Origin of the sequence: Massilia sp. PWRC2 (assembly GCF_049896725.1) — a bacterium.
Taxonomy (GTDB): Bacteria; Pseudomonadota; Gammaproteobacteria; order Burkholderiales; family Burkholderiaceae_D; genus JAFCUW01.
Genome location: NZ_JAFCUW010000008.1, coordinates 104696 through 117416, shown reverse-complemented (window position 1 = coordinate 117416; position 12721 = coordinate 104696). Strand labels below are relative to the sequence as shown.

Annotated in this window: 12 protein-coding genes; 7 read left to right on the top strand and 5 right to left on the bottom strand. The window is 63.2% G+C overall.

Translation table 11 applies throughout. The features are described 5' to 3' along the window. Window positions 1-24: 24 nt before the first annotated feature. Both corA and ACP7BZ_RS16210 read left to right on the top strand, forming a co-directional pair. Window positions 25-990 (top strand): magnesium/cobalt transporter CorA, encoded by a 966-nt coding sequence (gene corA, locus ACP7BZ_RS16215; protein ID WP_426114958.1) that lies wholly within the window; start codon window positions 25-27, stop codon window positions 988-990. Window positions 991-1418: 428 nt separating this feature from the next. After that, entirely contained in the window at window positions 1419-1868 is a 450-nt protein-coding gene (locus ACP7BZ_RS16210; protein WP_426114957.1) for a GFA family protein, read from the top strand. A gap of 160 nt (window positions 1869-2028) precedes the next feature. Here the strand turns inward: ACP7BZ_RS16210 and ACP7BZ_RS16205 are convergent, their stop codons facing one another. From ACP7BZ_RS16205 to thiD, 5 genes are all read right to left on the bottom strand, one after another. After that, window positions 2029-4311: a hypothetical protein gene (locus ACP7BZ_RS16205; RefSeq protein ID WP_426114955.1), complete on the bottom strand. Its 2283-nt coding sequence runs from the start codon at window positions 4309-4311 to the stop codon at window positions 2029-2031. Window positions 4312-4436: 125 nt separating this feature from the next. Further along, window positions 4437-4739, bottom strand: a complete 303-nt coding sequence (locus ACP7BZ_RS16200; RefSeq protein WP_426114953.1) for a hypothetical protein — start codon at window positions 4737-4739, stop codon at window positions 4437-4439. A 140-nt stretch (window positions 4740-4879) separates the two neighbouring features. Continuing rightward, entirely contained in the window at window positions 4880-6157 is a 1278-nt protein-coding gene (locus ACP7BZ_RS16195) for an NRAMP family divalent metal transporter (protein WP_426114951.1), read from the bottom strand. A 159-nt stretch (window positions 6158-6316) separates the two neighbouring features. Next, window positions 6317-7660, bottom strand: a complete 1344-nt coding sequence (gene hemL, locus ACP7BZ_RS16190; RefSeq protein WP_426114949.1) for a glutamate-1-semialdehyde 2,1-aminomutase — start codon at window positions 7658-7660, stop codon at window positions 6317-6319. 62 nt (window positions 7661-7722) lie between these two features. Continuing rightward, window positions 7723-8553: a bifunctional hydroxymethylpyrimidine kinase/phosphomethylpyrimidine kinase gene (thiD, locus tag ACP7BZ_RS16185; RefSeq protein ID WP_426114947.1), complete on the bottom strand. Its 831-nt coding sequence runs from the start codon at window positions 8551-8553 to the stop codon at window positions 7723-7725. A gap of 107 nt (window positions 8554-8660) precedes the next feature. On the opposite strand from thiD, the gene ACP7BZ_RS16180 reads away from it, so the two are divergent. The 5 genes from ACP7BZ_RS16180 to ACP7BZ_RS16160 all read left to right on the top strand — a co-directional run bounded on the left by ACP7BZ_RS16180 (window position 8661) and on the right by ACP7BZ_RS16160 (window position 12714). After that, window positions 8661-8813: a rubredoxin gene (locus ACP7BZ_RS16180; protein ID WP_426115291.1), complete on the top strand. Its 153-nt coding sequence runs from the start codon at window positions 8661-8663 to the stop codon at window positions 8811-8813. Between the two features lie 134 nt (window positions 8814-8947). Then, a complete protein-coding gene (locus tag ACP7BZ_RS16175; RefSeq protein ID WP_426114945.1) occupies window positions 8948-9343 on the top strand; it encodes a response regulator in 396 nt (131 codons plus the stop codon). A gap of 25 nt (window positions 9344-9368) precedes the next feature. Beyond that, window positions 9369-9740 (top strand): response regulator transcription factor, encoded by a 372-nt coding sequence (locus tag ACP7BZ_RS16170; RefSeq protein WP_426114943.1) that lies wholly within the window; start codon window positions 9369-9371, stop codon window positions 9738-9740. Window position 9741: 1 nt separating this feature from the next. Then, window positions 9742-10278 carry a chemotaxis protein CheW gene (locus ACP7BZ_RS16165; protein ID WP_426114941.1) on the top strand — a complete coding sequence of 179 codons (537 nt, stop codon included), beginning with the start codon at window positions 9742-9744 and terminating at the stop codon, window positions 10276-10278. A 123-nt stretch (window positions 10279-10401) separates the two neighbouring features. Beyond that, a complete protein-coding gene (locus tag ACP7BZ_RS16160) occupies window positions 10402-12714 on the top strand; it encodes a methyl-accepting chemotaxis protein (RefSeq protein WP_426114939.1) in 2313 nt (770 codons plus the stop codon). Window positions 12715-12721 lie beyond the last annotated feature (7 nt).

The following is a 12721-nucleotide window of genomic DNA, read 5'->3' as shown; positions in this document are numbered from 1 at the left end:
TTACATGGGCCGGGACCGTCACGCATGATCAACGTATTCGTCTTACAAAATGGCCGCCTCAACCAGGTCCCCATCGATAGCCGCGAGGACCTCGAACAGGTCGCGCCGGTGTGGGTCGACCTGACTGATCCGAACGACGACGAGCGCGCCTGGGTCAAGGCCATTTATGGCGTCATCCTGCCGGGCGAAGATGAAGTCAAGGACATCGAAGCGTCGGCCCGCTACTACGAAGCGGAAAATGGCGACCTGCACCTGCGCACCGACTTCCTGCTCGAAGAAGACGACGGCCCGTCGCGCATCGTCACGGTGGCGTTCATTTTGGCGCGCAAGATGCTGTTTTCCGTGCACACCGACGACTTGCCGGTGTTTCGGCTGGTGCGCATGCGCGCCCGTTCGCGCCCCGGCTCGATCGAAGACTATATGGACGTGCTGCTCGACCTGTACGCCACCGATGCCGAGTATTCGGCCGATGCCCTCGAAGGCATCTACCAGAACCTGGAAGAAGTCTCCAGCCGCGTACTGCAGGAAGAATTCACCGACACCGACGCGGCGGCCACGCTCAACGCCATCGCCCACGAGGAAGATTTGAACGGCCGCATCCGCCGCAATATGATGGACACCCGCCGCGCCGTCAGTTTCCTGATGCGTGGGCGCCTGCTCAATGCCGAGCAGTTCGAAGAAGCGCGCCAGATTTTGCGCGACATCGAGTCGCTCGACGGCCACACCTCCTTCCTGTTCGACAAAATTAACTTCTTGATGGATGCCACCGTCGGCTTTATCAACATCAACCAGAACAAGATCATCAAGATTTTCTCGGTGGCCTCGGTGGCTTTCTTGCCGCCGACCCTGATTGCCAGTATCTACGGCATGAATTTTAAGTGGCTGCCGGAGCTGGAGTGGCAGCTGGGGTATCCGTTTGCGCTGGCCTTGATGGTCACCAGTGCGATTGCGCCTTTTCTGTATTTCCGGCATCGCGGGTGGCTGAAATAGGTCAAACAAAAGTGAAAACCTACTTTTGTTTGGCTTGAAGTGAGGGGCGAAGGGCAACACCGGCTCAGAGGCGCACCGCAGGTCAGCGCAAAATCACTGGCGGAGCCAGATGATTTTGAGAGGGGTTGCAAACCCGTCTGATCTGCCTCTGCCTCGAGGGCGTGGGGCGCGGTTTGAAATCACTGCCAGGCGGGGATGCTGGCAGCAGGGGAACTGACAGCGCAGGTGGCTGTCCCAATGGTTTGCGGACTGAACGCGATGGTTGGTGAGCCAGATGATTTTTCTGGTGACCTCAGCCCGATGCATTTCTGGCGCTGCCTTCGAGCGTGACGGTTCCATGTGAAGGGGGCGCTTGCAGCGAGGTGAGTGGCGCGATTGTCCAGTGCGATTGTCCAGTGCCACCGTATTGCAGTGCGAGGGAGATGATCATGAGCGAACAGCAAGCTGCAATGCAAGGCGCCTGCCACTGTGGCACGGTGCAGTTCACAGTGGTCCTCAAGGATGGGCTGCGCACGGCACGCCGCTGCAACTGCTCGCTATGCAGCATGCGCGGGGCGGTCGCCGTGTCGGCCATGGTGGGGCAGCTGACCGTCACGGCGGGGATGGACGCCCTGACGCTCTACCAGTTCAATACCATGCAGGCAAAGCACTGGTTCTGCTCGACATGCGGCATCTATACCCACCATCAACGGCGCTCCAATCCCCATGAATACGGCGTCAACGTCGCCTGCCTCGCCGGCGTCAGCCCTTCGATTTTGCCGTCGTTGCCGTCAACGAGGGCCGCAGCCATCCCACTGACCGCGGCGCCGGCGCCGCTACCGGCCCACTGGTGGCCGGTCACCTGCATTTCGTGGCAAGTTGATTCCGTGGCTAGTTGATTCCGCGACAAGCTAACACCAGATCAAAGCGACGGGCCACTGTCGTTGCAGTTTCGCGCGCTGCCTGCATTCGCTAAAAAATCGGGGGGAAATCAGGGGGCACTGTTGGCAGGCTTGCGTTCCCCATCGTGATGCCCCCGATATGTCCCATCAAGGCTGCTCAGCCGCCGCCGTCGACCGTGCCTGCTTTGCCGCCGTTCACGCCACGCGGCGCATGGCGGGCAGTGGCGGATTTGCCCTTGGCCGGTGCCGCCTCGTCCGTCCTGTAGCGCGCTTCGTTCGCCTTGATGTCTTGCAGCGCGTGATCGGCAACCTTGCGCCCGGCCAGCGTTTTGTACAGCGTCGCCTGTACTTCAGCCGCTTCGGCCCGCATGTCGTGGTGCGCCAGCGCCGCACTGAAGCGGTCGCAATAGGTGTGATAGTCGATGTGTGCCAGCGTTTCGGCGGCCACCGCCGGCGCCACGGTCAACGCCGTCATCATCAGCTGTTTGGCGTCGGTAAAATCTGCGTGCGCCAGATGGATCGCGGCGCCGGCTTCCTGCGCCGAGCGCAGGGTGGTCGACGGCGCAGGTGGCGTGAGAACGCGGAAATCACGCAGCTGTGCGCTGCCCAGCGCAATTTGCGAATGCACCGCCACGCGCCGTTCGGGCAGCCTTGCGCAGGCTTCGCGCAGGGTGTCGAGACCGCCCTGCAGGAACCTGCTACCGTCAAATTGCAGGATGCGGCCCACGTCGTCGGAAAAATAATCCTGGGCGATGTATTCCTCGTCATAGCTGCGCGGCGGTGCCACCCGCAGGCGCAAGGCGTTCGAGATGATGTCTTCGTGCTCTTGGTGCAGGGCAATCTGGATCGTGTACATGCCCGGTGCGGCGATGTCCCAGCCATTCCGGCCCGCCGACACAAACAGCGACTCATACATTGCCTGGGCTGGCTGCAACACCGTATTGAGCGACTGCCAGCAGCGCCGTTCGTAGGGATGGAAGGTGCGCGCCGGCTTGCCCTCCTGCTTGATCACAACGGTCATGTGATCGAGCATGTTAAGCACCTGCTGGTCGACCAGTTGCGGTTGCTCAGTGGGATTGCTCAGCTTGAGGTCGAGCACGACCGATTCAAGAAACTCGAATTCGGCCCTGGCGCGGTTGACCCGCAGCTCCAGCTTCAGGCTGGGCTCGGGCGAGGCATTGGCCTGCTCGAAGCCGTGATGGTCGAACCAGTCGGCGTTGCCCGGCTGGACATAGGTGGCCGGCGCATGGCGCATGAACAGCAATTCGGCATCGCTGAAACGGTACTCGAAATCGGCAAAAAACGCCGTCTGGCCACCGGCCACCCGGTACGGATAGTTCATGGCGCTGCGCGCTTCAGGCTCGTTGGCCAGGGCGATCCACGGTGTGCCCAGTGACTTTTGCCACGAATGGGCCAGGTTGAAGCAGTGACCCATTTCGTGACACGCGGTCCAGAAGATCATGCGCTCGACCCAGGCCTGCGGCGCCACATCGCCAGCGGGTGCCTGCGAAATGAACGAGCCCGTAAAAATGGCCGTTCCCTGACGCTGGTTCGGTCCAATGTCATCGAACATGATGCCGCCCAGGCTATTGCCCATTTCGTGCTGGCGCGCGAACAAGGTCCACAGCGCCCACTGGCTGACATTGGCAAAGCGTGACCAGTACACTTGCATGGCGTCGTGCATTTCAGTGTCGCTCCACAGGCCGTCGCCGCCGGTCAGCGCCGCCGGTATCACGCTGACGTTGGGTGAAGTCTTGACGTCAAAGCCGGCCCGCGTGTATACCTTTTGCATCGTCAACAGTTCGTTGGGCAGGCTGGCAGGCCGGTTCGGATGCGCATGGGTCTGGATGGCAGTGACGGGCGTGGCGTCGGCGGTGGCGTCGAATTCAAATTCGACCGGATGGTGGCCGCTGGCGGCGAAGCGCAGGGCGCGCTGGCGCTGCGGTGTGCCACCGCCAGAAAAGATCACGGTGGCGCTGCGCTGGCCGGGAAACAGGCTGGCGACCGCTTGGATGTCGACATTCGTATAGGGGAAGGACGCGGCGTCACCTTCCTTGTACCAGATCGCCCCCTGCCAGTGATTGGGTGCCACCGCCACCAGATTGGCGATCCAGTGCACGCGCGCGGCGAGGAATCGGGTAATGGTGCCGCTGGCAACCATCAGCGGATAGCGGCCGTCGACATCCAGACTGAGCTCCTCACCCATGAACGGAAAGAGCCCGACCTGGCCCTCGGTCTGGATATCGGGCTCGACCGGTCCGGGGCGGCCCAGCGGCTTGGGTACCCGGGTCAGTTGCACCCACCGGTACAGGCCGCTGACGGTGACCCGTAGCTGCGGCTCGATGGCGGCCATGGTGCTGTCGAGGTTTTCTTCGAGGCGGTCGAGCGGTTCGGCGCGCGCCCTGGCGCCCTGTGCAGATCGAGTTTCCTGCTCAAACATGTCGTTCTCCTTGCGTCGTCATGAACGCGCCGCAAAGCAGGCCGGCGCACCGATGCGCGAATTGCAAACGTATAAATAAACGGATAAATAAACGTGCAAGCAAACGCTCAAGCAAACGTTCAACGTTATGCGTAACCGAACGGTGTCAGGGACAGCTGGAACTGCGGCACCCGCGCCGCATCGAGGCGCACGCCCAGCCACGCCGGCCCCTTGAGCGGCACCTTGAACGAGGCGCTGCTACCAGTGCGCGGCAGCCGCACCTCGAGCTGTGCCACGCCTTCGGCCAGCGTGACCGAGGTGCTGGCCGCCCGCCCAATTTGCATGCGGGTTTTGACGTGTTCTTCGTGGAATACTTCGGCGCCGTTGACCAGCACGATGACGGTGTCGTCGTCGAAACCTTCCTGAAGTTCGATGCCAAGCTGGTGCATTGTTCGCCCTTTCCCGATCACGGCCGCGCCGCGCATGTACCAAGGTTGGACGGGCGCCGGGGCGCTTGGTTCCCGGCTCTGCTCGTGATATTCCAGCTATATTTTTAGCGGGCGCCGCCGCACTGACGCAGCAATCGGTACTAACTCAGGCCCGTCACAAACATCGCCACCACCGCCACCAGCATCACCAGCACGCCCACCCAGCCGATCACCGTGTGACGGCGCGACAGGGTAAATTCGCCCATCAGCTTCTTGTTATGCGCCAGCATCATCATGACCGCCATGATGGGCACCGCGATGACACCGTTGATCTGCGCCGACAGCACCAGCGCCTTGATGGGGTCGATCGGCGCGAAGTTGAGCAGCATGCCGCCCACCGTGGCCAGTCCGATGATGCCGTAAAACTCTTGCGCTTCCATGGCTTTCAAATCGAGGCCGTTGTTCCATTTAAAGCTCTCGGTGACGGCGTAGGCGGCCGAACCGGCCAGCACCGGCACGGCCAGCATGCCGGTGCCGATAATGCCCAGCGCGAACAGCAGAAAGGCGAATTCACCGGCCACCGGCCGCAGCGCTTCGGCGGCCTGCGCCGAGGTCTGGATATTTGTCACGCCATGGGCGCCGAGGGTGACGGCGGTGGTCAAAATAATGAAATACGCCACCAGGTTGGAAAAGCCCATGCCGACAAAGGTGTCGACCTTGATGCGACGCAGCTGCTTGATGGCGTCGGCCGGCTTTTTGCGCAGCGCCATGGTCGAGCCGTCGGCGCGCAGTTCTTCGACTTCCTGCGAGGCTTGCCAAAAGAACAGGTAGGGGCTGATGGTGGTACCAAAAATGGCCACGATCAGCGCCACCGAATCCTTGGTGAAGGTGAAGTCCGGCCACACCGTCTTGCGCAGCACCTCGACCCACGGCAGCTTGACGGCGAACACCGTGCCGACATAGGCCAGCAGTCCCAGGGTCAGCCATTTCAGGTAGCGCACATAGGTCGCATACGGCAGCCACACTTGCAGCGCCAGGCATAGCACGCCGAAGCCCAGCGAATACAGGTGCGCCGAGCCGACCCCGGCAACGAGCCGCGCCGCCTCGCCCATGGCGGCGATGTCGGCGGCGATATTGATGACGTTGGCAATGAGCAGCAGCAGGACGATCGAATAGAGCAGCCACGGCGAATAGGCGCGGCGGATATTGGTGGCCAGGCCGTGGCCGGTGACGCGGCCGATGCGCGCCGAGACCAGCTGGATGCCGACCATGAACGGGTAGGTCAGCACCAGCGTCCACAAGGTATTGAAGCCGAACTGGGCGCCGGCCTGCGAATAGGTGGCGATGCCCGACGGGTCGTCGTCGGCGGCGCCGGTGATCAGGCCGGGGCCAAGGGCTTTGAGAGTGGCGTTGTCGGTCAGTCGGCGGATGAAATGCATGGATGCTCGCGCGCGTGCGGCGCGAGCTGCCCGACAGGGGCTAGCGCACCGCGGTGTTGAGGACGGGGTCGGGGTGTTTCATTGCGGCCAGAGTGTAGCATGGCCGCCACAGTCAACCGTGGCGCCAGCGGCGCCGCGCGCGTCCGGTTCAGCCCCGCTTCAGTCGGCGTCGCGCTCGCCCTGGCCATGGTCGCTGGCGCGCCGCGTGGCCAGCAGGCGGGCGAACACGCGGCGCGCTGCCGCCACGGTGGCGGCGATGACGGCGTCATCGTGCTGCGCCGAGACGAAGCCGGCCTCGAACGCCGCCGGGGCGAAGTACACGCCTTCGTCGAGCATGCCGTGGAAAAAGGCGTTGAACTGCGCCTTGTCGGCCGCCATCATCTGGGCATAGGTGTTCGGTACTTCGGCGCAAAAATACATGCCGAACATGCCACCCACCGAATCGGCGCAAAAGCTCACCCCGGCTTCGCGCGCGGCATCGGTCAGGCCGGCCACCAGTTTGCTGGTCTGGGCGCCGAGACGCTCATAAAAGCCGGGCTGCTGGATCAGCTGCAGGGTGGTCATGCCGGCCGCCACGGCCACCGGGTTGCCCGACAGTGTGCCAGCCTGGTAGACCGCGCCCAGTGGCGCCATATGCGCCATCAGCGCAGCGCTGCCACCGAAGGCCGCCACCGGCAGACCGCCGCCGATGACCTTGCCCAGCGCGGTGATGTCGGGCTTGATGCCGTACAGTTGCTGGGCACCTCCGAGCGCCACCCGGAAGCCTGACATGACTTCATCAAAAATAAGCAGGGCGCCATGCTTGCTGCACAGCGTGCGCATCGCCTGCAGGAACGCGGGGGTGGCGCGGATCAGGTTCATGTTGCCGGCCACCGGCTCGACGATCACGCAGGCGATGGTCTCGCCCATCGAGGCGAACGCTGCTTCGAGCTGGGTCACGTTGTTGTAGTCGAGCACCAGGGTGTGCTTGACGAAGTCTTCCGGTACGCCGGCCGAGGTGGGGTTGCCGAAAGTGAGCAGGCCGCTGCCGGCCTTGACCAGCAGCGAGTCGGCATGGCCGTGGTAGCAGCCTTCGAACTTGACGATCTTGTCGCGCCCGGTGGCGCCGCGCGCCAGCCGCAACGCGCTCATGGTCGCCTCGGTGCCCGACGACACCAGCCGCAGCTGCTCGATCGACGGCACCAGCTTGCACACTTCTTCGGCCATTTCGATTTCACCGAGGGTGGGGGCGCCGAACGACAGCCCGCGCGCGGCGGCGTCCTGCACCGCCTGCACCACCAGTGGATGGGCGTGGCCGACGATGGCCGGGCCCCAGGAGCCGATGTAATCGATGTAGCGCTTGCCGTCGGCGTCCCAGAAATACGGGCCTTCGGCGCGCGTGATGAAACGCGGCGTGCCGCCGACGGAACGGAACGCGCGCACCGGCGAATTGACGCCGCCGGGGGTGGTTTCCTGGGCGCGGGCAAACAGCATGTCGTTCTGGGAAGAGGCTTCTTGGGTCATGGCGGGCAATCTAAAGTCGGTGTCGGTGTCAGTGGAAAAGCGCGCGGCAGGCCGCCATCATCTCAGCGTGTGAACGGCGCCGCGCGAAACAGTTTGTTGGGTACCAGCTTGCCCATGCCGAAGCGCTGGGCGTGACTAAGCGCGCCGTGGGTGAAGTCCTGCGCCGCGCGCACTGCTTCCAGCGGTGGCAAGCCTTGCGCCAGCAGGGCGGCAATCGCCGCCGACATGGTGCTGCCGGCGCCGACAAACCGGCCGGCCAGGTGCGGGTACTGGTAAGTGTCGATGACGCCGTCGGCGCCGAACAGGGTGTTGGCCATGGCCGCGCCGTCGCCACCACCGGCGCTGCCGGTGCCGGTGGCCAGCACGTACAGGCAGCCCATGCCGGTCAGTTCGGCGGCGTCCTGCACCAGCATGTCGCCGCTGCCGCCGTCGCGCCAGGTCTCGGCCATGCGCGCCAGTTCCACCTGCGAGAGCAGCATCACGGTCGCCTGCGGTGCCAGGATCTGGCGGATCGCCGCCAGCATGTCGTCATCGAGCAGGCCGGAATCGGGCATGTTCGACAAAAACGGGTCGAGCACCAGCGGCACATCGGGATAGTCGGAAATGACTTCGGCGATCGCCGAGGCTTGCTCGATCGAGGTCAGGGCGCCCACCTTGAACGCCGCCACCGGCATGTCTTCGAGCAGCACGCGGGCCTGGTCGACGACGGTGTCGGCGTCGATCTCATCCCAGTCTTCGACCCGGGTGGTGTCGCCGATCAGCATCCCGGTGATCACCGACAGGCCATGGCAGCCAAACGCGGCGAAGGTGGCCAGATCAGCCTGGATGCCGGTGGCGCCGACCGGATCGGCCACACCGAAGCTTAATATCAGGGGAGTTGTTTGGATTTGCACGACGGAAGGATTAAGATACTTGATCCACCATTTTACTTGATACAAGGACGATCAACGTGAGTAGCAACGAAACAACCCAGGCCAGCACGGCACCCTTTCAAAGCTGGATGTGTCTCATTTGCGGCTGGGTCTACGATGAAGCGAGCGGCGCCCCCGACGACGGTATCGCCGCCGGCACGCGCTGGGCCGATGTGCCGATGAACTGGACCTGTCCCGAGTGCGGCGCCCGAAAAGATGACTTTGACATGACTCCCGTGTGACAAAAACAACCAAAAGCCACATTTATATAAATACCGGTTGACGTCCTAATTGATTCGCTGCAACACTTGCCGTATAGATTTCTTGCCCTATGGTATCGTGTTGAATCATGTTGAATCATGTTGAACTGAAGATAATGACCAATCCCCCCGCACCCCCCGGCCTGAAGATCATGGTGATCGACGATAGCAGTACGATTCGTCGTTCGGCCGAGATATTTCTGACCCAGGCTGGCTACCAGGTGGTGTTGGCAGAAGACGGCTTCGATGCCCTCGCCAAGATCAACGACCACCATCCGGCGTTGGTATTTTGCGACATTCTAATGCCGCGCCTCGATGGTTACCAAACCTGCGCTTTGATCAAAAAGAGCGCCCGCTTTCGCGCCACGCCGGTTTTGATGCTGTCCTCCAAGGATGGCCTGTTCGACCGTGCGCGCGGCGCCATGGTCGGCTCGTCCGCCTACCTCACCAAACCGTTCAGCAAGGACAGCCTGCTGGCGGCCGTACGCGAACACACTGCCGGCCTGGCATAACCCCATTTACTGCAGGAGCGCACCCGTGGCTATTCAAAACATCCTTATCGTCGACGACTCTCCCACCGAGCGTTATTACCTCAGCGATATCCTCATCAAGAACGGCTTTACCGTCACCACCGCCGAAAACGGCGAAGCGGCGCTGGCACAGATCAAGGTGCAAAAGCCGGAGCTGATCTTGATGGACGTCGTCATGCCTGGCGCCAATGGCTTCCAGGTGACCCGCTCGATCGCCCGCGATCCCGAGCTGGCCAATGTGCCCATCATCATCTGCACCAGCAAGAACCAGGAAACCGACCGTATCTGGGGCTTGCGCCAGGGCGCGCGCGGCTACCTGGTCAAGCCGGTCGATGCCGAGACGCTACTGGAAAAAATCGCCGCGCTGAGCGCGTCGTGACATGAGCCGGCCTGATCCTGTTGCCGTTCCTGCCCGGGTCGATGCTGCCGGGCGCCGTACCCGCCTGCGCCAGTACCAGGAGCAGCTGCTCGAGCGCATGCAGGCGGCGCGAGCCAACAGCGGCGCCAGTGTCAACCAGCTGGGCGTGCAGATCGGCGCCGAGCGCTATCTGCTGGACCTGACCCAGGCCGGCGAGATCGCGCCGGTGCCGGCGCTGACGGTGGTGCCACTGACGCAGTCGTGGTACCTGGGGCTGGCCAATATTCGCGGCAACCTGGTCGGCGTGATCGACCTGGCGCGCTTTCTGGGCGTCGAGGGCGGCGCCGCAGCGGTCGGTGGCGACGCCCGCATCGTCACCTTCGCCAGTGGCCTGGGCTTCAATTGCGGCCTGCTGGTGGCGCGGGTACACGGCTTGCGGCAAGCCGAAAAAATGGCGCCGAACGGCGAGCAGTTGCGCGACGCCGACGGTAACGACTGGAATGCGCTCGACCTGACCGTGCTGGTAGCCGACGAGCGCTTCCTCCACGTCGGGCTGTAGTGCCGCAGCGAGCAGCGGCGATAAAACAAGGGCCGGCGCACCGGCATGTCCGTATTAATGACGCACAAACGAACCAGACCATTTGGTCATCGATGGTTTTCACTTTAGAGGCTGGGGAAAGCAATGGGATTCGCGACGAAACTGACGATGGGATTCACGCCGAAAGAACAATCGGCCCATGACGTGGCGCTAAGCTCGCCGGATACCCAGTTCGGATCGAAAACGGCGCCGCCCGGCACGGCGGCGCCCGACGCCCCGGACAGCGCGCCAGCGGCCGATGTCGCCACCCCGCTCAGCCTGGCCGGCCTGCTGCGCCGCAGCGCGGGCGCCGAGCCGGTGCTCGACATGCAGCTGCCCCTGATCGGTCACTTCTCGCTGGCGCGCCAGCTGCGCATCCTGCTGCTGGCCTTCGCTATCGGCATTTTGCTGACCATCATCGCGCTGTGGCAAAACTCCGCTTCCAGCGTGATCGCCTCGGCGCAAACACAGATTGCCAGTGACGCGCTGATGCACTCGCAGCGGGTCGGCAAGGCGGCGCCCAACGCCATTCAGGGCAATGCCGAAGCGTTCGTCCAGCTGGCCGACAGCCGCCAGGAATTGACCAATGACCTCAACATCCTCGCGCGTGGCGGCGTGTTCGCCGGCCACAATGTGCCGACGCCGTCGTCGACCATGTCGATTATGCTGGCCAAGGCACGCGCCAAGTGGATCCCCTCCGACAATGCCGCCAACACGATTTCCGCCATGAAGAACGATCTGACGGGCTTCAAGGACATCCTCAAACAGCTCGACACGCTGTCGCCGCAACTGGTGACGCTGGCCGATGAATTTCTGACCCAGAAGACCGCCAAGTCGGGCGGTGCACGCGAACTGGCGGCGATCGGCCGCATGATGATGGTGACGCAGCGCCTCTCGCGTAGCGCCAGCGAATTTTTGACCTCCGGCGGTATCCGTCCCGACACCGCCTTCCAGCTCGGCCGCGACACCGGCGCCGTGCGCGCCACCCTTGACGGTTTCCTCAATGGCAGCGAAGACCTCGGCATCAATGCCGTCACTGACAGCGACCTGCGCGCCAAGCTGCTCGTCATGCGCAGCCGTTTCGACGCCTACCAGAAGCTGATTGGCTCGATCCTGGAAAAGCTGCCACGGTTCACCGCTGCCAAGGGCGCCGAGCAATCGATCTTCTTTGAGAACGAGGAAATGCGCCGCCAGCTCTCGACGCTGCAGGCGACCTACCGTACCAACCAGGATTCGACCGACGTCTGGTTCTGGATGATGGTGGCCACTTCCGTGTTCACCCTCACCGTGGCCGGTTCGATCAGCCATGTGATGCTGCAAGATTCGCGTAACCGTACCCGCGGCGCCGACAGCCGGCGCGCCGAAGCGGAAGCGCTGCGCCTGTTGTCGCAGGCGAAGGAAGAAGAAGCCAAGGCCACCAACGACCAGAACCAGGCCGCCATTTTGCGCCTGATGAACGAACTGCAGGAAGTGGCCGACGGTGACTTGACGGTGCACGCGACGGTGTCGGAAGACATCACCGGGGCGATTGCCGACTCGGTCAACTACACGGTGGAAGAATTGCGCGGCCTGGTCGAACGGGTCACCAACACCGCCGAGCAGGTGACGACGGCGTCGACCAATGCGCAAAATATCTCATCGAGCCTGCTGACGGCAACCCAGCAGCAGTCGCGTGAAATCGAAGATGCCTCGGCCACCGTGCTGAAAATGGCCAGCGAAATTACCGATGTGTCGATGTCGGCCAACGAATCGGCCGAAGTGGCGCGGCAATCGGTGGCAGCGGCCCTGCAGGGCTCGACGGCGGTGGAAAACGCCATCAAGGGCATGCACGAAATTCGCGAGCAGATTCAGGAAACCTCCAAGCGCATCAAGCGGCTGGGCGAATCGTCGCAAGAAATTGGCGAGATCACCGAACTGATTTCCGACATTACCGAGCAAACCAACGTGCTGGCGCTGAACGCCGCCATCCAGGCGGCATCGGCCGGTGAAGCGGGACGCGGCTTCTCGGTGGTGGCCGAAGAGGTGCAGCGCCTGGCAGAACGCTCGGCGATGGCGGCCAAGCAGATCGGCGCGCTGGTGCGCACCATTCAGACCGACACCCACGACGCCGTGGCGGCAATGGAAAAATCGACCCAGGGTGTGGTCGAGGGGGCCCGCCTGTCAGACGCCGCTGGCGCTGCGCTGAACGACATCTCTGGCGTGTCGAACCGGCTCGCCGAACTGATTCAGGGCATCTCGTTCGCCACCGGCCTGCAGGCCACCTCGGCCAACGGCGTCGCCCACAACATCCAGCACATCCTGTCAGTGACTGAACACACCCAGGACGGCACCATGCAGACGGCCCAATCGATTCGCCAGCTGTCGATGCTGGCGCAGGAACTGAAAAACTCGGTCTCGCGCTTCCGCGTCACCGCCTGACGGACCG

Coding starts and splice junctions, on each gene's coding strand:
- ACP7BZ_RS16205 (WP_426114955.1), bottom strand. CDS start 4,311: ATGTTTGAGCAGGAAACTCGATCTGCACAGGGCGCCAGGGCGCGCGCC.
- ACP7BZ_RS16180 (WP_426115291.1), top strand. CDS start 8,661: ATGTGTCTCATTTGCGGCTGGGTCTACGATGAAGCGAGCGGCGCCCCC.
- corA (WP_426114958.1), top strand. CDS start 25: ATGATCAACGTATTCGTCTTACAAAATGGCCGCCTCAACCAGGTCCCC.
- ACP7BZ_RS16200 (WP_426114953.1), bottom strand. CDS start 4,739: ATGCACCAGCTTGGCATCGAACTTCAGGAAGGTTTCGACGACGACACC.
- hemL (WP_426114949.1), bottom strand. CDS start 7,660: ATGACCCAAGAAGCCTCTTCCCAGAACGACATGCTGTTTGCCCGCGCC.
- ACP7BZ_RS16160 (WP_426114939.1), top strand. CDS start 10,402: ATGGGATTCGCGACGAAACTGACGATGGGATTCACGCCGAAAGAACAA.
- ACP7BZ_RS16195 (WP_426114951.1), bottom strand. CDS start 6,157: ATGCATTTCATCCGCCGACTGACCGACAACGCCACTCTCAAAGCCCTT.
- ACP7BZ_RS16210 (WP_426114957.1), top strand. CDS start 1,419: ATGAGCGAACAGCAAGCTGCAATGCAAGGCGCCTGCCACTGTGGCACG.
- ACP7BZ_RS16165 (WP_426114941.1), top strand. CDS start 9,742: ATGAGCCGGCCTGATCCTGTTGCCGTTCCTGCCCGGGTCGATGCTGCC.
- ACP7BZ_RS16175 (WP_426114945.1), top strand. CDS start 8,948: ATGACCAATCCCCCCGCACCCCCCGGCCTGAAGATCATGGTGATCGAC.